The 26116-nt window shown below is 64.8% G+C and carries 27 protein-coding genes; 16 read left to right on the top strand and 11 right to left on the bottom strand.

Annotated elements, in window-relative coordinates; all coding sequences use genetic code 11:
- On the bottom strand, positions 1–951 hold the full coding sequence (locus RFM41_RS07140; RefSeq protein WP_320247954.1) for a cation diffusion facilitator family transporter: 951 nt from the start codon (positions 949–951) through the stop codon (positions 1–3).
- 211 nt (positions 952–1162) lie between these two features.
- On the opposite strand from RFM41_RS07140, the gene RFM41_RS07135 reads away from it, so the two are divergent.
- Together RFM41_RS07135 and sugE are read left to right on the top strand one after the other, a co-directional pair.
- A complete protein-coding gene (locus tag RFM41_RS07135) occupies positions 1163–1288 on the top strand; it encodes a hypothetical protein (protein ID WP_095819016.1) in 126 nt (41 codons plus the stop codon).
- Between the two features lie 194 nt (positions 1289–1482).
- On the top strand, positions 1483–1797 hold the full coding sequence (gene sugE, locus RFM41_RS07130) for a quaternary ammonium compound efflux SMR transporter SugE (RefSeq protein WP_128258652.1): 315 nt from the start codon (positions 1483–1485) through the stop codon (positions 1795–1797).
- A 101-nt stretch (positions 1798–1898) separates the two neighbouring features.
- On the opposite strand, the gene RFM41_RS07125 is transcribed toward sugE, so the two are convergent.
- Positions 1899–2327, bottom strand: coding sequence for a DUF6481 family protein (locus RFM41_RS07125; protein ID WP_320247958.1), 429 nt, complete (start codon positions 2325–2327; stop codon positions 1899–1901).
- A gap of 229 nt (positions 2328–2556) precedes the next feature.
- Here RFM41_RS07125 and RFM41_RS07120 point away from each other — a divergent pair, with 229 nt between their 5' ends.
- A complete protein-coding gene (locus RFM41_RS07120; RefSeq protein ID WP_320247960.1) occupies positions 2557–3606 on the top strand; it encodes an LLM class flavin-dependent oxidoreductase in 1050 nt (349 codons plus the stop codon).
- A gap of 35 nt (positions 3607–3641) precedes the next feature.
- Here RFM41_RS07120 and RFM41_RS07115 read toward each other — a convergent pair whose 3' ends face one another.
- Together RFM41_RS07115 and RFM41_RS07110 are read right to left on the bottom strand one after the other, a co-directional pair.
- Positions 3642–4442, bottom strand: coding sequence for a helix-turn-helix domain-containing protein (locus tag RFM41_RS07115; RefSeq protein WP_430691520.1), 801 nt, complete (start codon positions 4440–4442; stop codon positions 3642–3644).
- 165 nt (positions 4443–4607) lie between these two features.
- Positions 4608–5171 carry a carboxymuconolactone decarboxylase family protein gene (locus RFM41_RS07110; protein ID WP_320247961.1) on the bottom strand — a complete coding sequence of 188 codons (564 nt, stop codon included), beginning with the start codon at positions 5169–5171 and terminating at the stop codon, positions 4608–4610.
- Positions 5172–5413: 242 nt separating this feature from the next.
- On the opposite strand from RFM41_RS07110, the gene RFM41_RS07105 reads away from it, so the two are divergent.
- The 4 genes from RFM41_RS07105 to RFM41_RS07090 all read left to right on the top strand — a co-directional run bounded on the left by RFM41_RS07105 (position 5414) and on the right by RFM41_RS07090 (position 9389).
- Complete coding sequence (locus RFM41_RS07105; protein WP_320247963.1) at positions 5414–6583, top strand: AI-2E family transporter; 1170 nt, start codon at positions 5414–5416, stop codon at positions 6581–6583.
- An 88-nt stretch (positions 6584–6671) separates the two neighbouring features.
- Complete coding sequence (locus tag RFM41_RS07100) at positions 6672–7508, top strand: arylamine N-acetyltransferase family protein (RefSeq protein ID WP_320247964.1); 837 nt, start codon at positions 6672–6674, stop codon at positions 7506–7508.
- Between the two features lie 3 nt (positions 7509–7511).
- A complete protein-coding gene (locus tag RFM41_RS07095; protein WP_320247966.1) occupies positions 7512–8510 on the top strand; it encodes an LLM class flavin-dependent oxidoreductase in 999 nt (332 codons plus the stop codon).
- 72 nt (positions 8511–8582) lie between these two features.
- Positions 8583–9389, top strand: coding sequence for an inositol monophosphatase family protein (locus RFM41_RS07090; protein ID WP_320247967.1), 807 nt, complete (start codon positions 8583–8585; stop codon positions 9387–9389).
- Here RFM41_RS07090 and RFM41_RS07085 read toward each other — a convergent pair.
- Both RFM41_RS07085 and RFM41_RS07080 read right to left on the bottom strand, forming a co-directional pair.
- Positions 9382–10002: a L,D-transpeptidase gene (locus tag RFM41_RS07085; RefSeq protein ID WP_320247968.1), complete on the bottom strand. Its 621-nt coding sequence runs from the start codon at positions 10000–10002 to the stop codon at positions 9382–9384. The two genes, RFM41_RS07090 and RFM41_RS07085, sit on opposite strands and share 8 nt — an antisense overlap.
- 124 nt (positions 10003–10126) lie before the next feature.
- The gene (locus tag RFM41_RS07080) at positions 10127–11146 is read right to left on the bottom strand and encodes a LacI family DNA-binding transcriptional regulator (RefSeq protein WP_320247970.1); all 1020 of its coding nucleotides are present in this window, start codon (positions 11144–11146) and stop codon (positions 10127–10129) included.
- 239 nt (positions 11147–11385) lie between these two features.
- Here RFM41_RS07080 and RFM41_RS07075 point away from each other — a divergent pair, with 239 nt between their 5' ends.
- The 9 genes from RFM41_RS07075 to RFM41_RS07035 all read left to right on the top strand — a co-directional run bounded on the left by RFM41_RS07075 (position 11386) and on the right by RFM41_RS07035 (position 21438).
- Positions 11386–12945: a sugar ABC transporter ATP-binding protein gene (locus RFM41_RS07075; RefSeq protein WP_430691521.1), complete on the top strand. Its 1560-nt coding sequence runs from the start codon at positions 11386–11388 to the stop codon at positions 12943–12945.
- A complete protein-coding gene (locus RFM41_RS07070; protein ID WP_320247972.1) occupies positions 12942–14237 on the top strand; it encodes an ABC transporter permease in 1296 nt (431 codons plus the stop codon). Before RFM41_RS07075 ends, RFM41_RS07070 begins: the two co-directional genes overlap by 4 nt.
- An 18-nt stretch (positions 14238–14255) precedes the next feature.
- Positions 14256–15224: a substrate-binding domain-containing protein gene (locus tag RFM41_RS07065; protein WP_320247973.1), complete on the top strand. Its 969-nt coding sequence runs from the start codon at positions 14256–14258 to the stop codon at positions 15222–15224.
- A gap of 440 nt (positions 15225–15664) precedes the next feature.
- On the top strand, positions 15665–17581 hold the full coding sequence (dnaK, locus tag RFM41_RS07060) for a molecular chaperone DnaK (RefSeq protein WP_320247974.1): 1917 nt from the start codon (positions 15665–15667) through the stop codon (positions 17579–17581).
- Positions 17582–17803: 222 nt separating this feature from the next.
- On the top strand, positions 17804–18937 hold the full coding sequence (dnaJ, locus tag RFM41_RS07055; protein WP_320247976.1) for a molecular chaperone DnaJ: 1134 nt from the start codon (positions 17804–17806) through the stop codon (positions 18935–18937).
- 145 nt (positions 18938–19082) lie between these two features.
- Positions 19083–19688 (top strand): phospholipid N-methyltransferase PmtA, encoded by a 606-nt coding sequence (gene pmtA / locus RFM41_RS07050; protein WP_320247978.1) that lies wholly within the window; start codon positions 19083–19085, stop codon positions 19686–19688.
- Positions 19689–19805: 117 nt separating this feature from the next.
- Positions 19806–20402 carry an NADPH-dependent FMN reductase gene (locus tag RFM41_RS07045; RefSeq protein WP_320247980.1) on the top strand — a complete coding sequence of 199 codons (597 nt, stop codon included), beginning with the start codon at positions 19806–19808 and terminating at the stop codon, positions 20400–20402.
- On the top strand, positions 20399–21109 hold the full coding sequence (pyrF, locus tag RFM41_RS07040; protein ID WP_320247982.1) for an orotidine-5'-phosphate decarboxylase: 711 nt from the start codon (positions 20399–20401) through the stop codon (positions 21107–21109). The genes RFM41_RS07045 and pyrF overlap by 4 nt, the downstream gene beginning before the upstream one ends.
- 41 nt (positions 21110–21150) lie before the next feature.
- On the top strand, positions 21151–21438 hold the full coding sequence (locus tag RFM41_RS07035; protein ID WP_320247984.1) for a DUF1330 domain-containing protein: 288 nt from the start codon (positions 21151–21153) through the stop codon (positions 21436–21438).
- 165 nt (positions 21439–21603) lie between these two features.
- Here RFM41_RS07035 and RFM41_RS07030 read toward each other — a convergent pair whose 3' ends face one another.
- From RFM41_RS07030 to RFM41_RS07010, 5 genes are all read right to left on the bottom strand, one after another.
- The gene (locus tag RFM41_RS07030) at positions 21604–22656 is read right to left on the bottom strand and encodes a D-alanine--D-alanine ligase family protein (protein ID WP_320247986.1); all 1053 of its coding nucleotides are present in this window, start codon (positions 22654–22656) and stop codon (positions 21604–21606) included.
- 91 nt (positions 22657–22747) lie between these two features.
- Positions 22748–23620: an SMP-30/gluconolactonase/LRE family protein gene (locus RFM41_RS07025; protein ID WP_430691517.1), complete on the bottom strand. Its 873-nt coding sequence runs from the start codon at positions 23618–23620 to the stop codon at positions 22748–22750.
- Between the two features lie 2 nt (positions 23621–23622).
- Positions 23623–24258, bottom strand: a complete 636-nt coding sequence (locus RFM41_RS07020; RefSeq protein ID WP_320247990.1) for a 2-dehydro-3-deoxy-6-phosphogalactonate aldolase — start codon at positions 24256–24258, stop codon at positions 23623–23625.
- Positions 24255–25190 carry a 2-dehydro-3-deoxygalactonokinase gene (locus RFM41_RS07015; protein ID WP_320247992.1) on the bottom strand — a complete coding sequence of 312 codons (936 nt, stop codon included), beginning with the start codon at positions 25188–25190 and terminating at the stop codon, positions 24255–24257. The genes RFM41_RS07020 and RFM41_RS07015 overlap by 4 nt, the downstream gene beginning before the upstream one ends.
- Positions 25187–25954 carry an SDR family NAD(P)-dependent oxidoreductase gene (locus tag RFM41_RS07010; protein WP_320247993.1) on the bottom strand — a complete coding sequence of 256 codons (768 nt, stop codon included), beginning with the start codon at positions 25952–25954 and terminating at the stop codon, positions 25187–25189. The genes RFM41_RS07015 and RFM41_RS07010 overlap by 4 nt, the downstream gene beginning before the upstream one ends.
- Between the last annotated feature and the right edge of the window lie 162 nt (positions 25955–26116).

Genomic DNA, 26116 nt, shown 5'->3' with positions numbered 1-26116 from the left:
CTAACTCCCGTCGGAAGCCTCGGCGATAGCCTTTCGCCGCTGCTCCCATGTGCCAGTGGCTTGCGGCTTGACGAAGAGCTTGGAGATTTGCGGCATTTCCTTCTGGAGCCTTGCCTCCAGGCGCTCGACGCAGGCTTCGATCTCGGGCGCGGTGAGATGATCCTCGAATTCGATGCTCAAGCCCGCGACGATCTCCTCGGGGCCGATATGGACGCTCAATATGCCGTTCGCCCGCTGCACCGCCGGATCCTCCTCGGCGATCGCCAGAACCTGGCGCTGCACTTCCGGGGAGGCCGGCTCGCCCATGAGCAACCCCTTGCTCTCGCGCGCCAGGAAGACCGCCGTCGCCCCGAGAATGATCGCAATGCCGATCGAGCCGACGCCGTCGAGCTCGGGAATCTCCAGGAGTTCGGCGGACAGGATGCCGGCGAAGGCGACGATGAGCCCGAGCAGCGCGGCGCTGTCCTCGAACAGCACCGTGTAGACGCTGGGATCCTTGCTGCGGCGCACCGCCTGGAACCAGCCTTGCCTGCCCTTCTGCTGCCGAAACTCCTTCAGCGCGACCAGCCATGAGCTGCCCTCGAAGAGGCCAAGCACGATGTAGTTGACCTTGGCGTTGACGACCGGTTCGGGCGCCATGATGTGGATGACGCCCTCGTAGAAGGACACGCCGGCGCCGAGCGCGAACACCAGAAGCGCGACGATGAAGCTCCAGAAATAGAGCTCGCGTCCGTGGCCGAGCGGGTGGGTGCGGTCGGGCGGCTGCTCGGCGCGGCGCATGCCGTAGAGGAGCAGCGTCCCGTTGCCTGTGTCGACCAGCGAATGCACGCCTTCCGACAGCATGGCGGACGAGCCGGTGAAGGCCGCTGCCGCGAATTTGGTGAGCGCGATCGCCAAATTGCCGGCAAGAGCGGCGTAGATCACTCGTCTCGATCCGCTATGTCCCGCCATCCGATCTCCGACCTGCCGCCGAGCCCGAGCTTAGCGCCCCGCCCGGTGAAGCTCCACAGACAATGCGCCAGCCCATGCGAGGTTTCGCACCGGCGTCGCGCCCGGAAAATCGGTTGACAGCCGGCCGGCCGGCTTCGCAAAGCGGCACAGCCTCTTGCGGTCCAGCATTTCTCTTGTTTCACTTGCACGTCCACAATCGGAGGAGCGAATCATGGCTAAAGGTGCGATGAAGGCGGGCAAGGAAGCCCGCAAGCCGAAGAAGGACGCGAAAAAGCCCGCCGCGGCCCCGGCTCCGAAGGCGCCGCCGGTCAAGGCGATGCGCATCAAGGAAAAGTAAGCGGCCGGATCCGGTCGAACCCGGCTCAATGAAGGCTTGAACCGGCGGCATGACAATGCTGCCGGTGTTTTGTTGATCGGGGGAAAGGGCACCCTATATCAAAGGGGCGAGGACGGCCTCGCTTCCCCTCAGAACCGGCCGGGACGACCCGCCACACCCAGCATCTCACGATGCTGGAATGACGGAGCGCTTTGATGTCCTGGATCTTTCTTTTCTTCGCCGGCCTGTTCGAGATCGGCTGGGCGATCGGCCTCAAATATACCGACGGCTTCTCCAGACCGCTGCCGACCCTTCTTACCATCGCCTCGATGATCGTCAGCCTCGGCCTGCTCGGTCTGGCGCTGAAGACGCTGCCCGTCGGCACGGCCTATGCGGTGTGGACCGGCATCGGCACCGTCGGCACGGCGCTGCTCGGCATCTGGCTGCTCGGCGAACCGGCGACCGCTGTGCGGCTCGCCTGCATCGGTCTGATCGTCTGCGGCATCGTCGGCCTGAAGCTGGTCGCCTGAGCATTTCCAGGCACAAACGCGTTCAGGGCCGCTTTCGGCGACCCTGACTTTATTTTCCGGCAAACCCGAACTCGGTGGGCCCGAACTTAGCGGGCCCGAACTTAGCGGGCGGAGAAGCCCGGAGGCGTCCTGCCGACACGTGCCTTGCGGGCGGCATAGCGTGCGTCACGCTTGGCCTTGCGCGCGGCCTCGTCGGCAAGCTCGACCGCGATGCGCTCGGCTTCCTCAGCCTCGCGGCGCTTGGCCTCTTCGGCCGCCGCCGCTTCCGCCGCAAGGCGCGCCGCTTCGGCAATCGCCTCGCGCTCGGCCTTCTCGGCTGCTTCACGCGCCAGCTTTTCCTGCTTCAGTCTTGCCTTTTCGGCCTCGCGGATGGCGCGGGCCTCGAGGATAGCCTTGCGTTCGGCCTGGCGGGCCAGCACGGCCGGATCATCCGCCGCCGGCTTTGCCTTGAAGCGCTCCAAGAGCGCCTTCTTTGCCTCGTTCGCGGCATTGCGCCGCTCGAAAATGTCTTTTTCCCTGTAGATAGCCAAGTGCACTTCCCTGCAGTCTATTCGCGACGCTTACATACGCGCGAAAGCGGCGAGTTCAAGCGCCAAAACGGTATGCCAGCCATGAAAAATCCGGGCTTGTTGCCGCAGGGATACGGCCGGCAACGCGCGATGCACTGTTCACAGATCGCACCTCTGGCGGGCAGAACGGTAGATGGCTACCTCTACTGGCGACAAGCAACACCCATATGGGCACCTCAGGATAAACCAGATGGAACTCGGTCTCTACACTTTCGCCGATGTCAGCCCGGAGCCGGGTCCCGGCGCGATCGGTCCGCATGAGCGCTTGCGCAACCTCGTCGAGGAAATCGAGCTGGCCGACCAGGTCGGCCTCGACGTGTTCGGCCTCGGCGAGCATCACCGCCCCGATTATGCCGCCTCGGCGCCGGTCGTGGCGCTGGCCGCGGCGGCCGAGCGCACGAAGCGCATCCGCCTCACCAGCGCGGTCACCGTGCTCTCCTCCGACGATCCGGTGCGCGTCTTCCAGCAATTCGCCACACTCGACCTTCTGTCCGACGGCCGCGCCGAGATCATGGCCGGGCGCGGCTCCTTCATCGAATCCTTCCCGCTGTTCGGCTACAATCTCGAGGACTATGACGAGCTCTTCGCCGAAAAGCTCGACCTGTTGCTTGCCATCCGCGACCAGGTGAAGGTGACGTGGCAGGGCAAGCTGCGCGCGCCGATCAACGGCCGCGGCGTCTATCCGCGCCCGTTGCAGGAAAAGCTGCCGATCTGGATCGCCATCGGCGGCACGCCGCAATCCGCGGCCCGCGCGGGCGTGCTCGGCCTGCCGCTGGCTTTAGCCATCATCGGCGGCGAGCCGGCGCGTTTCGCGCCGCTGTTCGATATCTATCGCGAGGCGGCAAAGCGCGCCGGCACCGATCCGGCCAGCCTCGCCACCAGCATCAACGTGCACGGCTTCATCGCCGGGACGACCGAGCAGGCGGCCGACGATTTCTACGGGCCGCAGGCCGAGGTGATGAACCGCATCGGCCGTGAGCGCGGCTGGGGTCCGACCTCGCGCGCCCATTTTGATCAGGCTCGGGGTCCCGGTGGGGCCCTCTTCGTGGGCAGCCCCGAGCAGGTGGCGGAAAAGATCGTCGCCCAGCACAAGATCTTCGGCAACGACCGCTTCCTGCTGCAGATGGCCATCGGCACTATGCCGCACGCCAAGATCATGAAGGCGATCGAGCTCTACGGCACCAAGGTGGCGCCGATCGTGCGCAAGGAGACTGCCAAAGCCGCGGCGCCCGCCGCCTGAGCGGAAGGCCGGTTCGCGAAGCCTGGCCGTCGATGTTACGGGATGCCCGGCGGCCACCATTCGGTGTGAAGCGCCTCGGTCGCCTCATCGGCGGGGAACATGCACTCGACGCGCAGCTCCTGGGCGGCGACGGTTTGCGGCGTCCCCACCGTGGTGACCATCGAAAAGTAATTGAGGACCTTGCCATCCTTGACGAAGCCTAGCGGAATGACCGGCATGAAGCTCAGAGCCACGGGATTTTTCCACTCGCTTTTCACATCCGGATAGGCGAGCAATTCCGCCAGTAGCGTCTTCGTCTTCTCGTCGAGAACGCGGCCGATCGATTCGCGATAGATGCGCTCGAACAGGCTCCTGGCGACATCGGGCCAATTGGCAATGAACGGACGCATGCCCTTCGGATCGAACATCAGATGCAACATGTTGCGCGGTGCATGGCGGGCGGACATGTCGATGAAGCGGCCGAAAAAGCGTGGCGCGGAGTCATTGGCCATGAGCACGTTCCAGTAGCGATCCATCACCACCGCCGGAAAGGGCTCGTGCTGCCGCAAGATACGCTTCAGGGCATCGGTCACGTTTTTCATTTCCACGGAGTCCCACGCGCTTTCGGAAAACATCGGCGCATAGCCGGCGGCGAGCAGCAATGTGTTGCGCTCGCGTAAAGGCACGTCGAGCGCCCGGGCGATGGCCATCAAGGTCTCACGGTTCGGAACGCTGCGGCCGCTTTCGATGAAGCTGATCTGCCGCTGGGAGATGCCGGTATCAAGCGACAGGTCGAGCTGGCTTGTGCCGCGCAAATCGCGCCAATAGCGCAAGAGCACACCCAGATCGGGCGTCATGCCTGTCCTGAGGTTTGACGGTTTCATGATCCATAATCCTCGCGCATCGTCGCCGCGATACGCTTCAACCCGGCCCAAGTTTTGACGGCGCAGTGATGTCGCCGATCCGTGCGCCGTCAAACACCCTGAAGTGCGTCGTGCTCCAGGTCTCTGTTTTTACGCCTCTCAGGCCGCCACGGCGACCGGAGACCAGGCCTGCGCCCGGAAGCGCTCCTCGATCGGCGTGCCCGCCATGTTGGTCGTGGTCGCCGCCATCGTCGAAACGCCGACGCCGGTCACCACTTCCAGAATCTGAGCCTTCGAATAACCCGCCGCGGTGAACGCATCGATGTCGGCATCGCCGACGTTTCCCTTTTTCTCGATCAACGCCTTCGTCAGCGCCGACAGCGCGGCGTATTTCGGGTCCTTCGGCAGCCTGCCCTGGCGGATCGCGTTGACCTCGCTTTCGGCGATCCCATCCTCGATGGCGAATGTCGAATGCGCGGCAACGGTCCAGGGGCACTTGATGGTGACTGCGTTGGTCAGCAGCAGCACCTGCTTCTCGATCTCGTCGAAGCTGCCGCCGTGAAAGCTGCCGAAGGCAGCGACGAACCCGTTGAGAAGCACCGGATTGTTGGCCATCGTCGCCATGACGTTCGGAAGAAAGCCGAACTTCTCTTCCAATGCCTTGAGCGCAGGCCTGGATTTTTCGGGCGCCGACCCGATCGTCTGAAGGTTGAACCTTTGCATTGTAACGTCCTCTTGCAAAATCGGATTGATCGCGGACGAGGCTCTCGCCGCGCGGCTTTCTCGCTCTGTCGTCGTGAAAGCCTGTCCGTATTAGGCCCGGCCGATCCGGCCGCTCAATTACACGTCATGTAATAGCGGCCGCATGAGCGATGAGCCGGCTCATGGAACCTTGCCCGGAACTCCCGCGTTTCGAACGGACGCCTGCCATGCATTGCCGGGTGGCGGGCCCGCAAGGGGAACCGATGAAAGCCGAACCGATCGCTTCGGGCGCGAGCGTTGCCGAAAGCCCTGACACGCGCGCCGAGGCGCGGGCGGATATGCGCCTGATGCGGTCGCTGGTTATCGGTATCTTCATTCTGATGACGATCGCAGCGCTCTATTTCGCCCGTGCCTTCTTCATGCCTGTGGTGCTCGCCTTCCTGCTGGCGCTGACGCTGACGCCGATCGTGCGTTTTCTGCGCAAGCGCGGCATCCCGGAGGTTGCTTCGGCGACGCTGCTGGTGCTGCTGTCGATCTTCATTTTCGTCGCCGCCGGCTATCTGCTCAGCGGCCCGGTCATCGACCTCATCAACAACTCCTATTCGATCGGCCAGCAGCTGACAGAACGGCTGGCGCCGTTCAGGCGGCCGCTCGAACGGGTGATGGATCTCGCGCATCAGCTGGAAGCGCTGACCGAGACCTCGCAGGAGCCGGGAGTGCAGAAGGTCGCGATCGCGCCGTCCGGCATCCTGTCCACGGCGGCCAGCAACATCCTGGAAGCCGGCACCTCGATCACCATCGTCTTCGTGCTGTCGCTGTTCCTGCTCGCCTCCGGCACGCTGTTCTATGAGAAGATCGTCCAGTCCTTCGCCAGCATGACCCGGAAGAAGCGGGCGCTGCGTGTCGTCTATGACGTCGAGCGCGAGATCTCGCACTATCTGCTCACGGTCTCCATCATCAATGCCGGCTTGGGCACGGTGATCGGGCTGGGCCTCTGGGGGCTCGGCATGCCCAACCCGCTGGTCTGGGGCGTGACGGCGGCATTGCTCAATTTCCTGCCTTATGTCGGCGCGCTGATGACCATCGTGCTCGTTGCGATCATGGCCCTGATCAGCTTTGACACGATCGCCTATGCGCTGCTGGCGCCGGCCTTCGTGCTGTTGTGCGACGTCGTCGAAGGCCAGTTCGTGACGCCGACGGTGGTCGGGCGGCGCCTTGAGATCAATGCCGTGGCGATCTTCATCGCCATCGCCTTCTGGTCATGGCTGTGGGGCTTCGTCGGCGCGCTGATGGCGGTGCCGCTGCTGGTCGTCATCAAGGTTTTCTGCGACCATTTCGAAAGCCTGAGCCCGGTAGGCAACTTCCTGGCGGCGCAACAGTCCATGGCCATCGAGGACGAGCCCGCCGAAAACAATCACAAATCCACGCCCTGACGCTGGCCCAATCCCAAACCTTGGCCATTGTTTGCGACACCGGGGACCAGTGCCTATATCGGACCGGTCAAGCCGGACCTGTCCCTGAATGAGCGACTTCGATCTCGATGGCTATTTTGCCCGCATCGGTTACGGCGGACCGACCGACGCCTCGCTCGCCACGCTGCAGGCGCTGCACGCCGTCCACCCGCGGGCGATCCCGTTCGAGAACATCGATGCCTTGATGGGCGTTTCGGTCGGCCTCGACGTCGCTTCGCTGCAGGACAAGATTTTTCGCCAGGGTCGTGGCGGCTATTGCTTCGAGCACAATCTGATCTTCATGCACGCGCTCAAGGCGCTGGGCTTCACCGTGGGCGGACTTGCCGCCCGCGTGCTCTGGGGCCAGCCGAATGACGCTGTCACCGCGCGCAGCCATATGCTGCTGCGCATCGAGCTTGGCGGCCGCGCTTATATTGCCGATGTCGGCTTCGGCGGCCTGACGCTGACGGCGCCGCTGCTTCTGGAACCCGGGCTGGAGCAGCGGACGCCGCACGAAACCTTCCGCCTCGTCGAGACCGGCGGACAATTCCGCCTGCAGGCCGACATCGGCGGCACCGATGTCGGCAGCGATTGGCGCACGCTCTACCGTTTCGACATGAGCCGGGCCTATGAGGTCGACTACGGGGTCGCCAGCCATTTCCTCTCGACGCATCCAAGCTCGCATTTTCTGTCGACGCTGGTGGCCGCGCTCGCTTTGCCCGACCGGCGCCATGCGCTGCGCAACAACCGGCTGTCGACGCATCATGTCGGCGGCCGCAGCGAGCAGCGCGAGATCCCGACGGCCGCCGAGCTCGCCGACGTGCTGGAGAACCAGCTCGCCATCGTCATTCCCGACCGCGCCGCCTTCGAGGCGAGGCTGCGGGAAAAACGCATCGTGGAGACCTGACCAATGACGGACCTTTCGGTTCTCGACCTGTCGCCGATCGCGCAAGGCAGCACCGCCTCGCAGTCGCTTGCCAATTCGCTCGACCTCGCCCGCCATGCCGAGCGCCTGGGCTACCGGCGCTATTGGCTGGCCGAGCACCACAACATGCCGGGCATTGCGAGCGCGGCGACATCCGTCGTGATCGCCCATGTCGCCGGCGGCACCAAGTCGATCCGCGTCGGCGCCGGCGGCATCATGCTGCCCAACCATGCGCCGCTGGTGATCGCCGAGCAGTTCGGCACGCTGGCCGCGCTTTTCCCCGGCCGCATCGACCTCGGCCTCGGCCGCGCGCCGGGCACCGACATGCTGACCGCGCGGGCGCTGCGGCGCAACCTCGAAAGCGCCGACAATTTCCCGCAGGACGTGGTCGAGCTGATGGGCTACTTCCAGCCGGCCGAGGAGGGACAGCGCATCCGCGCCGTGCCCGGCGAAGGCCAGAGCGTGCCGGTCTGGATCCTTGGCTCCAGCCTCTATGGCGCGCAGCTCGCCGCATTGCTCGGCCTGCCCTATGCGTTTGCCTCGCATTTCGCGCCGGCCGAGCTCGACCACGCGCTGGAGGTCTACCGCACGCGCTTCCAGCCCTCCGCGCAGCTCGACAAGCCCTATGTGATGCTCGGCCTCAATGTCTTTGCCGCACCGACGGACGCCGAGGCCAAGCTTCTGTTCAGCTCGCTGCAGCAGGCCTTCGTCAATCTGCGCAGCGGCCGGCCTGGACAATTGCCGCCGCCGGTCGAGAATTACGACCGCGATCTCGATTCCGTCGCGAAGACCATGCTTGCCCAGGCGCTGTCCTGCGCCGTGGTCGGCTCGCCGGATACCGTGCGCCAGGGCATCGACGCCTTCATCCGCCGCACCGGCGCCGACGAGTTGATGGTGACGGCGCAGTGCTTCGACCACGCGGCGCGCGTGCGTTCCTTCGAGATCCTCGCCGAGGTGCACAAATCGATGTCGAAGGCGGCCTGACGGCGCCATGGCTTTTGCCTGACATATTGGTCTGGTAAGGGCAGGCTTCCCTGCCCAAGCGCGAGCCTGCCCGTGACCCATGACCTCGACGACCGCATGCATTTTGCCATCGACCTGGCGCAGCGCGCCGGCGAGCTGGGGCTCAAATATTTTCGCGACCTCGACAATCTGACCATCGAGAGCAAGGGCCATCAGGACCTGGTTTCCGAGGCCGACCGCGAGGTCGAGCTGTTCATCCGCGCCGCGATCGCCGAAGCTTATCCGCAAGACGGCATCGTCGGCGAGGAGCATGCGGCGGTCACCGGCACAACCGGTCATGTCTGGGTGATCGATCCGATCGACGGTACCGCCAATTTCGTGCGCGGCATTCCCGCCTGGTGCGTGGTGATCGCCTGTGCCAGGAACGGCGAGACGGTGGTCGGCGTCATCCACGAACCCTCGACCGACGAGACGTTCTACGCCCGCCTTGGCGGCGGCGCCTTCCTAAACGGCAAGCCGATCAAGACCAGCAATGCGGCGTCGTTGTCCGAGGGCTCGGTAGGCACCGGTCTCTCCAACCGCGCCTCGACCAAGAATGTCGTCATTCTCATCACCTTGATATTGGGCGAGGGCGGCGTCTTCTACCGCAATGCTTCAGGAGCGCTGATGCTTGCCTATGCGGCGTCCGGACGGCTGCTCGGCTATCTCGAGGAGCACATGAACGCCTGGGATTGCCTGGCCGGCATGCTGCTGGTCGAAGAGGCCGGCGGCACGGTGCTGAAGCCTGACCCCAAGACCGTCATCCGCCAGGGAACGCAAGTGATCGCAGGCGGCAGGAACATCTTCCCGAAGCTGCGCATGCTTTGCACGGGAGCCTTCGGAAACGCCGCGTCTACATAACGATCACCTTGGTGCCGATATCGGCGCGGTCGTAGAGATCGATGACGTCCTGGTTCATCAGGCGAATGCAGCCCGCCGACACGGCTTTGCCGATGGACCACCATTCGGGGCTGCCGTGCAGGCGATATCCGGTGTCACCCTTCTCGTTGAAGAGATAAAGCGCCCGCGCCCCGAGCGGATTCATAAGTCCGGCCTCCATATGGGCCGGTATGACGTGGCCTTTATCGCGCTCACGCACGATCATCTGGGACGGCGCCGTCCAATCCGGCCATTCGCGCTTCCTCGCAACATGCGCAGTGCCATGCCACTCGAAGCCCGCTTTGCCAACGCCGATGCCGTAGCGCATCGCCTGGCCATCTCCCAGCACATAGTACAGGAACTTCGCCCCTGTATCGACAATGATGGTCCCGGGCGCTTCGTCGGTCGCGTAAGCCACCGTCTGCCGACGGAACTTCTGGTCGACCTTGTAGATCGGAACCGGCGGGATGCGGAAACCGGCGTCGGTGATGCCGCCATAGGCAGAGGGAGAAGTCTGCAATGCACCGCCGGTGGTGCAGCCGCAGAATGCGAGCATCCCGGCAAATACCCCGATCAGGACCGATTGCGCGCGCATGCCTCAAGCCGGCGCTCGTGCCGGCGATCAGCCGCATCTCGTCATATTCCTAATCCCGGATGCTTCGGTTGCCAAGGTTTCCGTGGTCCCGGTCGGCTGATCGTCGGCCGGCGCGGCGCCCCGGCTACGCGCTGACGCTCTGCGCGAGCGCGCCCAGCGGACGGCAGGAATTGCGGATCATCAGCCGGCCCTTCAGCACAAGCTTGCGCGGCGGCGCATCCCGATTGCCGGCCAGCCGGTCGAGGAGGAGGTTCGCCGCCTGCTCGCCGATCGCCTGCACCGGCTGCGCCACGGTGGTCAGCTGCGGCACGAACACGTCCGACCACGGAAAATCGTCGAAACAGGCGACCGAAATGTCCTCGGGACAGCTGAGGCCGATGTCGCGGATCGCCTTCATGGTGCCGATCACCATCGGATTGTTCGCCGAGAAGATCGCGCTCGGCCGGTCGTGCAGCGACAAGAGCTGCATGGTGGCGTTGTAGCCGTCGATCTCGTGGAAATTGCCGGAGCGTATGAGCTCTTCCGCCACCGGCAGGCCGGCCGCCTGCAGCGCCTCTCGGTAGCCGATCATGCGGTCGTGCATGGGCGATATGTCGGAGGTGCCGGTGATGTAGCCGATGCGGCGGTGACCAAGGTGGATCAGATAGGTGACGGCGTCGAACACGGCGCGCTGGTTGTCCAGCACCACCGCGTCGGTGTCGACGCCTTCGCAGAGACGATCGAGCAGCACCACCGGCACATTGGCGTCCTCGACGATGCCCTTCAGGATGCCGCCGTCGCCGACGCGCGCCACGATCAGCCCGTCGACCATGCGGTCGAGCAAAAGCCGGATCTGTTCGTCCTGCGTGTTCAAGTCCTCGTCGGTGCAGCACAGCATGACGGCATAGCCGGCGCGGTCGAACGCCTGCTGGATGACCGAGACGACATCGGTGAAGAACGGGTTGGTGATGTGCGGCACGGTGAGCCCGATGGTGCGGGTGGTGCCCATCTTCAGGCTGCGGGCAATGGCATTGCGCTTGTAGCCGATGTCGCGGATCGCCTGCTCGATGCGTTGCGTGAGCTCGGGACTGACGGTTGCCGTGCCGTTCAGCAATGCCGACACGGTGGCCACCGACACGCGCGCCGCCTCGGCTACGTGCAGCATGGTCGGCGCCGTGGATTTCCGCTGTTTTTTCCGCCCTGACACCGTCATTTTCGAAACGTTTAGCCGCCCCTATTCGACAGAACCTACGTAAAGCCGCCATTTTTCGCAAGAATTGAAATGCATCAATCCTCAGTTAACAGATAGGCGCTTGACACATTCGAAACGTTTAGATTAGCGTTCGACCAATCGAAGACGACGGAGGGAGGCCGTCCTTTGCCATGCAGCGCGCTGGCTCCATCATGACGGAAAACATGGCGGCCGACGGTCCAACCGTCGTCCTGGGCGCGACCGGCATTTCCAAGCGGTTTGGCGGCATCACCGCGCTGTCCGATGTGAGCCTGGACCTCAGAGGCGGCGAGGTGCATGCGCTGATGGGCGAGAACGGCGCCGGCAAGTCGACGCTGATGAAGATCCTCTCGGGCGTCTATACGGATTACGAGGGCACTGTTGCCGTCGACGGAAGGCCGGTTCGTTTCACCGGCGTCCGCGACGCCGAGGACGCCGGCATCGCCATCATCCATCAAGAGCTCAACCTCGTTCCCGAGCTCAGCGTCGCCGACAATATCTTCCTCGGCCGCGAAAAGCTGATCGCCGGGCTGGTCGTCGACCGCAAGGCGAGCAGCCGCGCGGCAAAAGCGCTGCTGCAGCGTCTCGGCATCGAGCTCGATCCGGAGGCACGCGTCGGCACGCTGAGGGTCGGCGAGCAGCAGCTGGTCGAGATCGCCAAGGCGCTGTCGAAGTCGGCACGCATCCTGATCATGGACGAGCCGACCTCGGCGCTGTCGCCGGCCGAATGCGAGCGGCTGTTCCGCATCATCCGCCAGCTCGCCGCTAGCGGCGTCGCGATTGTCTACATCTCGCACCGCATCGACGAGGTCATGCATCTGGCAAGCCGGGTGACGGTGCTGCGCGACGGGCGCCATGTGTTGACCGAGGACATGGCGGCACTGAACGAAGACGCCATCATCTCGGCCATGGTCGGCCGCGACCTTCTGGCTTCCTCCGATCACGAACGCGGCCCCAGCGGCCGGATAGCGCTCTCGGTCAGGGACCTGTCGCTGTCGAAGCCGGACCGGCATTGCTGGCGCACGGTGATCGAGGACGTCAGCTTCGACCTTTGCGCCGGCGAGATTCTCGGCATAGGCGGGCTGCTGGGTTCCGGCCGCACCGAAATCCTGGAGGCGATTTTCGGCTCCAGCGATGGCCGCACCGGCGGCGAGATCAAGCTCGACGGCGTGCCGGTCGAGATCGGCTCGCCGCGCGAGGCCCGCCGGCTCGGCATCGCTTTGGTCACCGAGGACCGCAAGACGCAAGGCCTGCATCTCAAGGCCTCGATCACCGACAATGTCGCGCTGCCCTTGGTCGGCGCGCTGGCGCGCTTCGGCCTGCGCTCGCGTTCGGGCGAGCAGGGCCTGGCGCGCGAGGCGGTGAGCGCGCTCGGCATTCGCTGCGGAAGCATCGAGCAGGCCGCCGGCACGCTGTCGGGTGGCAACCAGCAGAAGGTGGTGATCGGCAAATGGCTGGCGACGCGGCCGCGCGTGCTTCTGCTCGACGAGCCGACGCGCGGCATCGATGTCGGCGCCAAGCGCGAAATCTACGACCTCATCTTCAAGCTGGCCGGCGATGGGCTGGCGATCGCCGTGATCAGCTCGGAACTGCCCGAGCTCCTGCATCTGGCCGACCGCATCCTGGTCATGGCGGAAGGCCGCCAGCGCGGAATCCTATCCCGCGCCGATGCCAGCGAGGAAGCGATCATGCGGCTTGCCGCGCCAAGACGGACCGCGAGACCTGCCGTATGAGCCTCATCAGCCTTCTCTCCCGCACCAAGCTTTACTGGGGGCTGATCGCCATCTTCCTGATTGGCGTGTTCGGCTCGCCGATCAGCTCCAAGGGCAACAATATCTTCCTGTCTTACGGCAACCTGCTCGACGTGCTGCGTCAGGTGTCGACCACCGGCCTCATCGCCACCGGCATGACGGCGGTGATCCTGACCGGCGGCATCGATCTTTCCGTCGGCTCGCTGATGGCGATCTGCTCGGTTGTCTGCGCCATGCTGCTCACAGTGCCGGGCGTCACGCCGTCGGCAGCACTCGGCGTGCCGACGACCGCGCTGGTGGCTCTCTGCCTCGGCGCGCTCGCCACGCGCTTCATCCTGCTCAACATCGAGAAATCCCGCGCCGGCGCGCAAGCCGGCCGCGAGGTGCGGTTGGACAAGGCGCGCGGGCTGGTCATCCCGGGCGTCGTCGGCGTGGTGCTGTGCTGCCTTTCGCTATGGTACCTGCTGCCGCAGGTCGAGACCAAGTTCGGCGTGCTCGGCGTGCTGCTGGTCGCGCCTTGCGTCGGCCTCCTGTTCGGCACCATCAACGGCTTCATCATCGTCGCCGGCCGCCTGCAGCCCTTCATCGTGACGCTGGCGATGATGGTGACGGCGCTCGGCATCGCCCGGCTGACCGCCGGCCAGAACAACGCGGTGCTGCCGGTCTATACCGGCTCCAACGCCACCGCCGACTTCGAGATACTGCGCTCGCTGGTGTTCGGGGTCGTGCCGATGCCCGGCCTCTTCTTCCTCGGCGCGGTCGTGATCTACGGCGCGGTGCTGCGCTTCACGCCCTTCGGCCGCTATGTCTACGCCATCGGCGGCAACGAGGAGGCGGCCCGGCTCTCCGGCATCGCCGCCGGGCGCGTCAAGATCGCCACCTACGCCGTGTCCGGCCTGCTCGCCGGCATCGCGGCGGTGCTTTACGTCGCGCAATACCGGCAAGGCAAGCCGGATGCCGGCGCCGGGCTGGAGCTCGACGCCATCGCCGCCGTGGTCATCGGCGGCACCAGCCTGATGGGCGGCCGCGGCAGCCTGATCGGCACCTTCTGCGGCGTGCTGATCTTCGGGCTGCTGTCCAACATCCTGCAGCTGCACAACATCAATTCGAACCTTCAGCTGGTGCTGAAGGGGGCGATCATCATCGGCACCGTGCTCGTGCAGGAGCGCAACGCCGGCGATTTTCTCAGCTATCTGCGCCTGCCCGGCGGACGGACGGCGCAAAAGGAAACGGCCGCGGCAAAACGGCCGTCACAGGAGACCTCGTCTCTATAATCCGGAGGAAACAGGACCATGAAACGACGTGATATGCTGAAGCTCGCCACCTTCGCGGCGGCACTTCTGACGACGACCGCTCTCTTTTCCAGTGGCCACGCCTTTGCCCAGGACAAGAAGTGGAAGATCGGCTTCTCTCAGGTGACGACCATCGAACCCTGGCGCGCCCAGTTCAATAAGGACATCATCGCCGAAGCCGCCAAGCACCCGGAAGTCGAGCTGATCATCACCGACGGCGAGGACAAGACCGAGAAGCAGGTCGCCGATGTCGAGAACCTGATCCGCCAGGAGGTCGACGCGCTGCTGGTGTCGCCGAAGGAATCGGCCGGCCTCACCGGCGTGGTGCAGCAGGCGATCGACGCCAAGATCCCGGTCTTCGTGCTCGACCGCAATGTCGACACCAAGGACTTCACCCAGTTCGTCGGCGGCGACAACAAGCTGATCGGCCGGGCGGCGGGCGAATATGCCGTCGAGCTCCTGGGCGGCAAGGGCAAGGCCGCCGGCAACGTCGTCGAGATCTGGGGCGGCATGGGCACGCAGCCGGCGCATGACCGCCATGACGGCTTCCACGAGTTCACCGACAAGGAGCCGGGCATCAAGTACCTGCTCGACCAGCAGTCGGGCGACTGGAAGCAGGACCAGGCCTATAACATCATGGCCAACGCGCTGAAGACCAATGAGAAGATCGATCTCGTCTACGGCCACAACGATCCGATGGCCTATGGCGCCTATCTCGCGGCCAAGGACGTCGGGCGCGAGAAGGACATCAAGTTCATCGGCATCGACGGCCTGCCCAACGAAGGCGTGCAGATGGTGAACAAGGGCGAGCTGACGGCGACCTTCACCTATGTGACGCCGGGCGCCGAGGGCCTGCGCCAGGCGATCAAGTTCCTCAAAGGCGAGAAGGTCGAGAAGACCATCACGCTGCCGACGGAAAAGGTCACCAAGGAGAATGCGGCCAAGATCCTCAAGGACAACGGGCTCTAAAAGCCTGCAACCCTGCCGGGCCACGCGCCCGGCAGGGTTTTTCCCGAGCGCCGGGCTCCCAAAACCATGGCGGCGACACGGATTTCCGGTTCTTTCGCGACCGAAAGTCACGTCCGCTGGGGCAAGTCTTGCACGTCCCGGAGGGCATATCCGCGCGCCCTCAACGGCGCCTCTCCTAAAAAAGCGATCCGGAACAATGCGATAGCGCGATCTCGCGCCGCTCCCGCCGCAAAGCGCGGGGGATCGCTTCCCGGCCCTTACCGAAGCGGCGGACAGCTTGCGCAGAATGCTTGCGCCTTGTGTCGGCTGTTCTTATATACGCGCCAGCCGTCCGGGCCCGAAAAGCGGGAACCGTGGCGGGATTTCTTGTGAACAGGGGCTTTCGTCGGAACGCCTTTTGAAGGGTCCTGAGAGCCTGCTTAGAGGAGAGACTTAGAACAATGGCAAAAGTTATCGGTATCGATCTCGGCACCACCAATTCCTGTATCGCCATCATGGATGGCAAGGACCCCAAAGTGATCGAGAACGCTGAAGGCGCGCGCACCACGCCTTCCATCGTCGCCATCTCGAATGACGGCGAACGTCTCGTCGGCCAGCCGGCCAAGCGCCAGGCGGTCACCAATCCGGAAAACACCATCTTCGCGGTCAAGCGCCTGATCGGCCGCCGCTATGACGACCCGGTGACGGAGAAGGACAAGAAGCTTGTCCCCTACAAGATCGTCAAGGGCGACAATGGCGACGCCTGGGTCGAGGCCGGCGGCAAGAAACAGTCGCCCAGCCAGATTTCGGCCATGATCCTGCAGAAGATGAAGGAGACGGCGGAAGCCTATCTCGGCGAGAAGGTCGAGAAGGCGGTCATCACCGTTCCGGCCTATTTCAACGACGCCCAGCGCCAGGCGACCAAGGACGCCGGCAGGATCGCCGGCCTCGAGGTGCTGCGCATCATCAACGAGCCGACGGCCGCCGCGCTTGCCTATGGCCTGGAGAAGAAGGACGGCAAGACCATCGCCGTCTATGACCTTGGCGGCGGCACCTTCGATATTTCGGTGCTCGAGATCGGCGACGGCGTGTTCGAGGTGAAGTCGACCAATGGCGACACCTTCCTCGGCGGCGAGGATTTCGACATGCGGCTCGTCGAATACCTGGCGGCCGAGTTCAAGAAGGAACAGGGCATCGACCTGAAGAACGACAAGCTCGCCTTGCAGCGGCTCAAGGAAGCCGCGGAAAAGGCCAAGATCGAGCTGTCGTCGACGACGCAGACCGAGATCAACCTGCCCTTCATCACCGCCGACGCCACCGGCCCGAAGCACCTGACGATGAAGCTCACCCGGGCGAAGTTCGAAAGCCTGGTCGAGGACCTCGTGCAGCGCACCATCGAGCCCTGCAAGGCGGCGCTCAAGGATGCCGGCCTGAAGGCGGGCGAGATCGACGAGGTGGTCCTGGTCGGCGGCATGACCCGCATGCCCAAGATCCAGGAGATCGTGAAGCAGTTCTTCGGCAAGGAGCCGCACAAGGGCGTCAACCCGGATGAGGTCGTCGCGCTTGGCGCCGCCATCCAGGCCGGCGTGCTGCAGGGCGACGTCAAGGACGTGCTCCTGCTCGACGTGACGCCGCTGTCGCTGGGCATCGAGACGCTGGGTGGCGTGTTCACCCGACTGATCGAGCGCAACACGACGATCCCGACCAAGAAGAGCCAGACCTTCTCGACTGCCGAGGATTCGCAGTCGGCGGTGACGATCCGCGTCTTCCAGGGCGAGCGCGAGATGGCGGCCGACAACAAGCTGCTCGGCCAGTTCGACCTGGTCGGCATCCCGCCGGCCCCGCGCGGCGTGCCGCAGATCGAGGTCACCTTCGACATCGACGCCAACGGCATCGTCAACGTCTCGGCCAAGGACAAGGGCACCGGCAAGGAGCACCAGATCCGCATCCAGGCTTCGGGCGGTCTGTCCGACGCCGACATCGAGAAGATGGTGAAGGACGCCGAGGCCAATGCCGAGGCGGACAAGAAGCGCCGTGCTCTCGTCGAGGCCCGCAACCAGGCCGAGGCGCTGGTGCATTCGTCCGAGAAGTCGCTGAAGGATTATGGCGACAAGGTCTCGGAGGCTGACCGCACCGCGATCTCCGATGCGATCGCCGCGCTGAAGACCGCTGCCGAAGGCGACGATCCGGCCGACATCGAGGCCAAGTCGCAGTCGCTCGCCGAAGCTTCGATGAAGCTCGGCCAGGCCATGTACGAGGCCTCGCAGAAGGAAGCGGCCGAAGCCGACGCCAAGGCGGATGCCGCCAAGGATTCGGATGTGGTCGACGCCGACTTCGAGGAAATCGACGAAGACGACGACAAGAAGAAGTCGGCCTGAGCCGGCTGACGGCGAATAAGTGCAAAAGCCCGGCGCGAAGCCGGGCTTTTTTGCAACCTTCGTTGAAAAAGTGCATGCCTGCCTGAAAATGTGACGGAAAAACCCGGAGCGCCCCCGGCTTGGTACTAGCAACCGGGAAACATCGCTCCTAAATCCAAGACCATGCCGGCAAACGTCGCCAACAATGCTTGAAGACATTGAGCATCCGGACAGCGGGAAAAAATGAAAGCTGATTTCTACGAAACGCTGGGCGTGCAAAAAGGCGCCGACGACAAGGAACTCAAGAGCGCTTTCCGCAAGCTCGCCATGCAGTTCCATCCCGACCGCAACCCCGGCGATCATGCCTGCGAGCACAAGTTCAAGGAAATCAACGAAGCCTACGAGACGCTGAAGGACCCGCAGAAGCGCGCCGCCTATGACCGTTTCGGCCACGCCGCCTTCGAACAGGGCGGCATGAATGGCGCCGCGCACGGCTTCGGCGCCGGCGGCTTTGCCGACATCTTCGAGGATATTTTCGGCGACATGATGGGCGGCGGCCGCCAGCGCCGTTCGTCGGGCGGCCGCGAACGCGGAGCCGACCTGCGCTACAACATGGAAATCACGCTGGAAGAAGCTTTCTCCGGCAAGACCGCGCAGATCCACGTGCCGGCTTCCATCTCCTGCTCGGAATGCTCCGGCAGCGGCGCCAAGCCCGGCACGCAGCCGGTGACCTGCTCGATGTGCCACGGCCACGGCAAGGTGCGCGCCACGCAAGGCTTCTTCTCGATCGAGCGCACCTGCCCGCAATGCCAGGGCCGCGGCCAGACGATCAAGGATCCCTGCCCGAAATGCGCTGGACAGGGCCGCGTCACCGAGGAGCGCTCGCTGTCGGTCAACATCCCGGCCGGCATCGAGGACGGCACCCGCATCCGGCTTGCCAATGAGGGCGAGGCGGGCCTGCGCGGCGGACCGTCCGGCGACCTTTACATCTTCCTGGCGGTCAAGCCGCACGAATTCTTCCAGCGCGACGGCGCCGATCTCTATTGCAAAGTGCCGATCTCGATGACGACGGCCGCCCTTGGCGGCTCCTTCGAGGTCACCACCCTCGACGGCACCCAGACCAAGGTGAAGGTGCCGGAAGGCACCCAGAACGGCCGCCAGTTCCGCCTGAAGGGCAAGGGCATGCCGGTGCTGCGCCAGCCCAATGTCGGCGACCTCTATATCCAGACGGCGGTCGAGACGCCGCAGAACCTGACGCGCCGCCAGCGCGAATTGCTTGAGGAATTCGAGCAGCTCTCCTCGAAGGACAATTCGCCCCAGTCGAGCGGCTTCTTCGCCCGCATGAAGGACTTCTTCGAGTCGTTCGGCGAAAGCTGACCGCCACCGCGCCGCATTCGCACGGCATCGCAAGGGTGATCCGCTTCCCAAGCGTCATCAACACCTTATGCCAGCTTGACGCCTTGCCTTGTCCCACCCACCTGCTAAGTAGCGGAGCGGGGGCTGAGCATTGAGGAGAGCTCGCATGGCACGTAGTCCCGGGTTGCGCAAAGCGCTGGCCGAAAAATTCGACGACGAGCTCAAGTTCTTCAAAGGCTGGATCGACAAGCCGAAAACAGTCGGCTCGATCGTTCCCACCAGTTCCATCACCGCCCGCAAGATGGCCTCGATCGTCAATCCGAGATCGGGCCTGCCGGTGCTCGAGGTCGGGCCCGGCACCGGCGTCATCACCCGCGCCATCCTTGCCCAGGGCGTGAAACCCGAAAACCTCTACGCGGTCGAGTATTCGACCGACTTCGTGCGCCATCTGCGCCGGCTCTATCCCGGCGTCAACGTGATCGAGGGCGACGCCTTCAATCTCAACGCGACGCTCGGCGACAGGCGCGACATGGTGTTCGATTCGGTCGTCTCCGGCGTGCCGCTGCTCAATTTCCCGGTCGCCCAGCGCATCGCCTATGTCGAAAGCCTGCTCGACCGCATTCCCGCCGGACGGCCGATCGTGCAGCTGACCTACGGCCCGCTGTCGCCGATCCCGGCCGGGCGCGGCGACTACACGGTCGAGCATTTCGATTTCATCTTCCGCAACATCCCGCCGACGCAGCTGTGGATCTACCGGCGGGCGGCGCATTAGGGATAGGGGAGTAGGGGAGTAAGGGAATAGGGGAATGAACGGTTCAGCTCCCGCACGATCCCTACTGCCCTACTCCCTTACTCCCCTACTCCCCTATTCCTTTAGCGAAGCGAGCCGATGGCACTGATCCCAAGAATCCTCGTCTTCGCCGGCTCGGTCCGGACCGGCGCTTTCAGCGGCCGGACCGCCGATGTGGCGCAGAAGGAACTCGCCATGCAGGGCGCGGAGGTGACGCGCATCTCGCTCGGCGACTATCCGCTGCCGATCATGGACGAGGACCTGGAAAAGGAAAAAGGCATCCCCGAGAACGCGACCAAGCTCGGCCGCCAGATCGCCGCGCATGACGGGTTGCTGATCGCGACGCCCGAATATAACGGCTCGATCCCGCCATTGCTCAAGAACAGCATCGACTGGGTGAGCCGGATACGGCGCGAGGGCAGCCGTTCGTTCAGGCCGCTTTACGGCAAACCCATCGCTCTCTGCTCGTCCTCGGAAGGCAAGTTCGCCGGCATACGTTGCATCAACCATCTGCGCGCGGTGCTGGTGCGCTGCCAGATGGAGGTGATCACGCCGGAATGCTCGGTCTCCGGGGCCGGCGAGGCCTTCGCCGAGGACGGACAATTCAGGGACGCCAGACTACACCAATCGATGGAGCGCCTATGCCGTACACTGATCGAAACCTCGCGCATGCTGTCCACCCGGATCGAGGCATGATCAATTTCGCGGAGGCCGACACGATGCGGGACAGGCTGATCGTTGGGCTGGACCTGCCGACGCTGAAAGAGGCCGAGAGGGCGGTGCGCGAGCTCGAGGGCGCCGTCTCCTTCTACAAGATCGGCTACCAGCTCGCCTTCGCCGGCGGGCTCGATTTCGCGCGCGAGCTTGCCAGCGGCGGCACGAAAGTGTTCCTCGACATGAAGCTGCTCGACATCGACAACACCGTGGCCAAGGGGGTCGAGAACGTCGTCAAGATGGGCATGACGATGCTGACGCTGCACGCCTATCCCAAAACCATGAGAGCGGCGGTCGAGGCCGCCAAAGGCAGCGAGCTCTGCCTGCTCGGCGTGACGGTGCTGACCTCGATGGACGAGCAGGACGTGATCGACGCCGGCTATGAATACGACCCGCACACGCTGGTGCTCCGGCGCTCCGAACAGGCGCTGCATGCCGGCATGGGCGGCATCGTCTGCTCGGCGGAAGAGGCCGAGGCGGTGCGCCGCATCGTCGGCCCCGACATGGCGGTTGTGACCCCGGGCATCCGGCCGTCAGGCAGCGACCACGGCGACCAGAAACGCGTGGTGACGCCGGCGCAGGCGATCCGCAACGGCTCCAGCCACCTCGTCGTCGGCCGGCCGATCGTCGCCGCGCCGGACCGCCGCGCCGCGGCAGAGGCGATACTCGCCGAGATGCAATCCGCCTGAGGACCGGTCCTCGGTCGCGAAAAACAGACAGGAGAAAAAGAATGCCGAAGGGATATTGGATCGCCCGTGTCGATGTGCGCGACGCCGAGGGCTACAAGGACTATGTCGCCGCCGCGAAGCTCGCCTTCGACCGCTTCGGCGCGAAGTTCCTGGCGCGTGGCGGCGAGCATGAAAAGGCCGAAGGTCAGGGCCGCGCCCGCAATGTGATCATCGAGTTCGAATCGCTTGCGGCAGCGCATGACTGCTACCATTCGCCGGAATACCAGCGCGCCGTCGCCATCCGCCAGAAAGTGGCCGACGGCGAGATCGTGCTGGTCGAGGGGGTTTAGTTCCTCGCGTCACTCTGCCTTTACATGATCAAAGAACGCGATGGCGTAGAACAAGATTTGCCGCGATCCTTCGCGCCCCCCTCTGTCCGGCAGGACAGAGGGGGGCGCTGTCCCGCCGGCGCCTCAAAACTTCTCCACCCCGCAGACTTCAGCCAATCCCGACGGTCATAACTTCAACCTGTTCGCAGCCGTCTCGGCCATCGCATCCGCGAGGCTCATGCCCCATTGCCTGCGGCAATAGTCGCGGAAATCGAAGCAGGGCAGGCCGGGGCAGACCTCGAACTCGATGAGATGCACAATGTCGTCGGCCTCGACCCTGAAGTCGACGGAAAAGACATCTTTCAGCCCGAGACCGCTTATCAGTTTCCGCGCAATGGCGCGGATTTTCCGATCCGCCCCCGGCTGACTGGCGCCGACGGCCTCAAGTTCCGGCTCGACATAAGTACCTGCATCCTTCGCGGCCTGGCCGGTGTCGCCATAAAGCGCCATCGAGTCGGCCATGGTCTGAAAATCGCCGCCGGAATCGACGAAGAAGATGCCGAGCGCATCGACACCGGTTTTGGGTTTCAGCCCAAGGAAGCTGGCACGCACGTTGCGGCCGGCGACATAGGGCTGAACGACGACATCGTCGCGATAATGGGCAAAGACACGCCGGCTCAGCTCCAGCGCGTGGCCGAGATCGGCGATGCGCGAATCCGGCCAGATGCCGATCTTGGCGCCGAGCCGGTTCGGCTTGACGAACCAGCCTTTGGGCGAGGCCGGCGGCTCGACCAGCCATTCGCCATTGCGCGCCAGGCCGGCCTGCGGGACCGGCAGGCCGAGCGCGCCGAGGACCGCGCCGGAACGGAGCTTGTCCTGGCAAAGCGCGAAAAGGGAATCGTCGGCGCCGATGGTGCGCAGGCCATTGAGGCGCGCAAGCGCAGGTGCGGCGCCGCCGCGGAAATAGGCGATGCCGTCGGTCAGCGTCCAGACCAGCGTCGTCGCGGGGTCGGCCTTTGCCAGAACCGGCGCCGCGTCGTCGAGCTCGACAGGCTTGAAAGCGAGGCCGCGCTTGTCGCAAGCCGCCGCGAGCAGGTTGAATTCCGGCTTAAGGTCGGTCGACTGCGCCAGATAGGACGAGATTTCGATAGCGCGCTCCGTTGGAAAACCCTGCGCGATCAGCCGGTCGAAACAGGGCTTTTCCGGCTCGTAGACAAGGATCAACGTCGGCTGCGGCATCGAATGCTCCGGGCGAAATCGGCGCTACCATCGCATGGCCGCAGCGGCCGGCTTGCGGGAAACCGACCGGCGTGGGCGGTTGCGTGATAGCTCAGCCGATCAGCACGCGCGGCTCGAAGCGGCCTTTGACCGGGATATCGAGCAGGAAGGTCATGCCGGCCTGCGGATCGAGCGCGCGCTGCTTCTCGTCCTTGCCCTTCCAGGCGGAGGTCACGGCCAGACGGTCGGCCCTCTGGCCGACAAAGGCGGGGCAGGAAGCCTGCGTTACCGGCATGGCGATCTCATTCAGCAGCGTGCCGTCCGGCGCATAGGCCTTTACCGCCTTGCCGCCCCAGACGGCATTCCACAGCACGCCGTCGCGGTCGACGACCGAGCCGTCGACATAGCCTTTCGACGAGCGATGATCGACGAACACTTTCGGTTCGCCTTGCGGCAGGCCGGTCGCCGGATCGCAGGCGACCCGCATCAGAAGCCCGGTCGAGGTATCGGTGTAGTAGGCGATCGCCCCATCCTCGGAAAAGCAGATCGAGTTCGAGACGGTGATGCCCGAGAACAGCCGGCGCAGCTCGCCCTTGAAGAACCAGTAGATCGAGCCGGCGCCCTTCTCCTCGCCCTTGCCCATCGTGCCGGTCCAGAAAGCGCCGCAGGGATGGACGCGGGAATCGTTGGAGCGCGTCAGCGGATTGTCGGCCTCGATCGGCGTGTGCAGCGTCAGCTTGCCGGTCTTGACGTCCCTGACCTGCAGGCCGATCTCGGTGGCGATGAGCTGGCGCTCGTTATCGATGACGGCGATGGCGCTGGCCATGACGCCCAGGTCATGGACCTTCAGCGCGCCGGCAAGCGGCTTTTCCAGAAGCTTGCCGTTGACGATGTCGAACCAGAACAGCGTGTCGGTGGCGGGATCGTAGCTCGGGCCTTCGCCGAGCTCGCAGATGTGGTCGGAAAAAACCGAAACGCCGTCCATTGTCATCCTCCGAAGGCTTCGTCCCAGGCAGCGACCGCGGCGCGCGCGCGCTGCGCGACATCCTCGACCGACGCACCCGGTTTGTAGAGGCTGGACCCGAGGCCGAAGACGCTGACGCCGACCGCCTTGTAGCCGGCAAAGTCCTTGTCGGAGACGCCGCCGACCGCGCCGATCAAGGTCGTCGGCGGCAGCACCGCGCGCACCGCGGCGATGCCGCTCGACCCGAGCACGCTTGCCGGGAAGAATTTCAGCGCCGAGGCCCCGAGCCGGATCGCCTGGAAGGCTTCGGTGGGCGTGAACACGCCGGGCATCGTCACCATGCCGTGATGCATGGCGCTGCCCATGACCTCGGCATCGATGTTGGGGCTGACCAGCAACTTGCCGCCGGCCTTGTGCAAGGCATCGACATCGGCGGCGGCCAGCACCGTGCCGGCGCCGATCAGCGCGGTTTTCGGCAGCGCCTTGACCAGATCGGCGATGGAGACGAACGGCTCCGGCGAATTGAGCGGCACCTCGATCGCTTCGATGCCGGCATCATAAACCGCCTTGCCGATCGCCACGGCCTCGGACGGCTTCAGCCCACGCAGGATGGCCACAAGGCCGCGCTTGAGCTTCGGGAAGAGTGCGGTCTGGCTCACGAAGCGCCTCCTATCATGCCGTTCTCGCGCGCGGCCTCGACGAGGCCGGCGCGCACCGCTTCATCGGCGTCCACGGCGCGGAAGGCAAGGCCTGCAAAACCGAGCGCCGCGCCATAAAGCGTGGCCAGCGCGCCGGAGGCGACCAATGCCACCGGCGCTTCGCTCGCGCCGTAGCGGCGCCTTGCCGACGCGATCTCACCGCCGATCAGCAGTCCCGACAGAGCCGCCGCCGCCTCGTCCGGCTGCAGATCCTGCAGAAGCCCGGCGGCGCGGATGGCAAACAGTTTCGAGGTGACGTCGCCGCCTTCGCCCAGCGCCCGTTCGCACCACTGACGGAAGAACCGGCTGTCCGCCGAGACCGGAGCGGGACGCTCGCCCAGCGAATGTTTCAGGATCGAATGCGTGGCTAAAACCGAAAACAATTCGCCGGTCGGCCAGGTGCCGAAACCTTCGACCGTGCCGTCCGCGACCGCGACCCATTTCGAATGCGTGCCGGGCATGCAGACAAGGTGCCGCCCCTTTGCCGGCAAACCGGCGCCGGCCAGCTGGGTTTCCTCGCCGCGCATGACATCCGGCGCCTCAGTCAGGCGCTGCGCGAGGCCTGGCACGATGCGAATGTCGCGGCTCGAGCCCTCGACGCGGGCGGCGCCGCGCAAGATAGCGCCGATCGGCGCCGGCACGGTGACATAGGGCGCCTCGATCCAGCCCTGCCGGGAACCGGCCATGCCGCAGATGATGACCGGTAGCGTATCCGGCGCGCCCATGGCGCCAAGATGGCCTTCCAGCACCGTGGCAAAGCCTTTTTCGCGCGCCGTGATCAGCCCGTCGTCGCCGCGCCGCTCGGCAAGCACCTTTCCCGTGCCGTCGAGCAGCCAGGCCCTCAGCCTGGTCGTGCCCCAGTCGAGCGCGGCGACCGCGGGTGCCGCGCTCACAGGAAGCCTCCATCGACGATCAGCATCTGCGCGGTCAGCATGCGCGAAGCGTCCGACGCCAGGAACAGCACCGTGCCCACCATGTCGTCCGGCTGCATGATGTCCTTGATGCATTGCTTGGCGACATGGGCGGCGAGCCCTTCGTCCGTGACCCAGAGCTCTCGCTGCCGCTCGGTGATGACCCAGCCCGGCGCCACCGCATTGACGCGGATGCGGTCGGCGCCGAGCTTGCCGGCCAGCCCCTTGGTGAGGCCGACTATGCCTGCCTTGGCCGCGGTATAGGCCGGCATGTCGGGATGGTTGATCAGATATGAGGTGGAGGTGAAGTTGATGATCGAGCCGCCGCCGGCGCGCTTCATGCCCGGCGCCACCGCCTGCGCGGTGAAGAAATGCGGCCGCAGGTTGATGGCGAGATTGTTGTCCCAGAACTCGACGGTGACGTCTTCGACCGCATGACGGTCGTCGAGCGCAGCGTTGTTGACCAGCACCGTGACGTCGCCATGCGCCTCGGCCGCCTTTGCCGCGGCGGCACGCAGCGCCTCGATGTCACGCAGGTCGGCCTTGAGGTAGAGTGGACGGCGGCCAAGCTCCTTTTCCAGCCGGTCGGCAAGGGCCATGCTCGGCTTGTCGGCGATGTCGATGAAGGCGACTTTCGCGTTCTGCCGCATGAAACCTTCGGTCAGCGCAGCGCCGATGCCGGAGCCTCCGCCGGTGATGAGCACCGAGGCGCCGTCGAGGTCGGCGAAACGCGCCGATGGCATCATGATCTCTTCTCCCTTTGGCCGGCGCGCATCCTAGCCATGCCGGCCCCGGGGGCAAGGGATAAACGGCGGATACCGCCGCTTATGTCTGACAAAATGGGCGCTCCCCTCACCCAGCCTCCGCTTCGCTCGGCTGACCTCTCTCCGAGCGGAGAGGGAATTGCC

Origin of the sequence: Mesorhizobium vachelliae (genome assembly GCF_033977325.1) — a bacterium.
Classification (GTDB): Bacteria; Pseudomonadota; Alphaproteobacteria; order Rhizobiales; family Rhizobiaceae; genus Mesorhizobium; species Mesorhizobium vachelliae.
Note: the sequence above shows the minus strand (reverse complement) of the source record. Positions and strands in the feature narration are given on the sequence as shown.

Coding starts and splice junctions, on each gene's coding strand:
- dnaJ (WP_320247976.1), top strand. CDS start 17,804: ATGAAAGCTGATTTCTACGAAACGCTGGGCGTGCAAAAAGGCGCCGAC.
- RFM41_RS07095 (WP_320247966.1), top strand. CDS start 7,512: ATGACGGACCTTTCGGTTCTCGACCTGTCGCCGATCGCGCAAGGCAGC.
- RFM41_RS07135 (WP_095819016.1), top strand. CDS start 1,163: ATGGCTAAAGGTGCGATGAAGGCGGGCAAGGAAGCCCGCAAGCCGAAG.
- RFM41_RS07025 (WP_430691517.1), bottom strand. CDS start 23,620: ATGGACGGCGTTTCGGTTTTTTCCGACCACATCTGCGAGCTCGGCGAA.
- RFM41_RS07105 (WP_320247963.1), top strand. CDS start 5,414: ATGAAAGCCGAACCGATCGCTTCGGGCGCGAGCGTTGCCGAAAGCCCT.
- RFM41_RS07070 (WP_320247972.1), top strand. CDS start 12,942: ATGAGCCTCATCAGCCTTCTCTCCCGCACCAAGCTTTACTGGGGGCTG.
- pyrF (WP_320247982.1), top strand. CDS start 20,399: ATGATCAATTTCGCGGAGGCCGACACGATGCGGGACAGGCTGATCGTT.
- RFM41_RS07075 (WP_430691521.1), top strand. CDS start 11,386: ATGACGGAAAACATGGCGGCCGACGGTCCAACCGTCGTCCTGGGCGCG.
- RFM41_RS07045 (WP_320247980.1), top strand. CDS start 19,806: ATGGCACTGATCCCAAGAATCCTCGTCTTCGCCGGCTCGGTCCGGACC.
- RFM41_RS07100 (WP_320247964.1), top strand. CDS start 6,672: ATGAGCGACTTCGATCTCGATGGCTATTTTGCCCGCATCGGTTACGGC.
- pmtA (WP_320247978.1), top strand. CDS start 19,083: ATGGCACGTAGTCCCGGGTTGCGCAAAGCGCTGGCCGAAAAATTCGAC.
- dnaK (WP_320247974.1), top strand. CDS start 15,665: ATGGCAAAAGTTATCGGTATCGATCTCGGCACCACCAATTCCTGTATC.
- RFM41_RS07085 (WP_320247968.1), bottom strand. CDS start 10,002: ATGCGCGCGCAATCGGTCCTGATCGGGGTATTTGCCGGGATGCTCGCA.
- RFM41_RS07080 (WP_320247970.1), bottom strand. CDS start 11,146: ATGCTGCACGTAGCCGAGGCGGCGCGCGTGTCGGTGGCCACCGTGTCG.
- RFM41_RS07030 (WP_320247986.1), bottom strand. CDS start 22,656: ATGCCGCAGCCGACGTTGATCCTTGTCTACGAGCCGGAAAAGCCCTGT.
- RFM41_RS07120 (WP_320247960.1), top strand. CDS start 2,557: ATGGAACTCGGTCTCTACACTTTCGCCGATGTCAGCCCGGAGCCGGGT.
- RFM41_RS07115 (WP_430691520.1), bottom strand. CDS start 4,442: ATGACGCCCGATCTGGGTGTGCTCTTGCGCTATTGGCGCGATTTGCGC.
- RFM41_RS07010 (WP_320247993.1), bottom strand. CDS start 25,954: ATGATGCCATCGGCGCGTTTCGCCGACCTCGACGGCGCCTCGGTGCTC.
- RFM41_RS07065 (WP_320247973.1), top strand. CDS start 14,256: ATGAAACGACGTGATATGCTGAAGCTCGCCACCTTCGCGGCGGCACTT.
- RFM41_RS07110 (WP_320247961.1), bottom strand. CDS start 5,171: ATGCAAAGGTTCAACCTTCAGACGATCGGGTCGGCGCCCGAAAAATCC.
- RFM41_RS07140 (WP_320247954.1), bottom strand. CDS start 951: ATGGCGGGACATAGCGGATCGAGACGAGTGATCTACGCCGCTCTTGCC.
- sugE (WP_128258652.1), top strand. CDS start 1,483: ATGTCCTGGATCTTTCTTTTCTTCGCCGGCCTGTTCGAGATCGGCTGG.
- RFM41_RS07035 (WP_320247984.1), top strand. CDS start 21,151: ATGCCGAAGGGATATTGGATCGCCCGTGTCGATGTGCGCGACGCCGAG.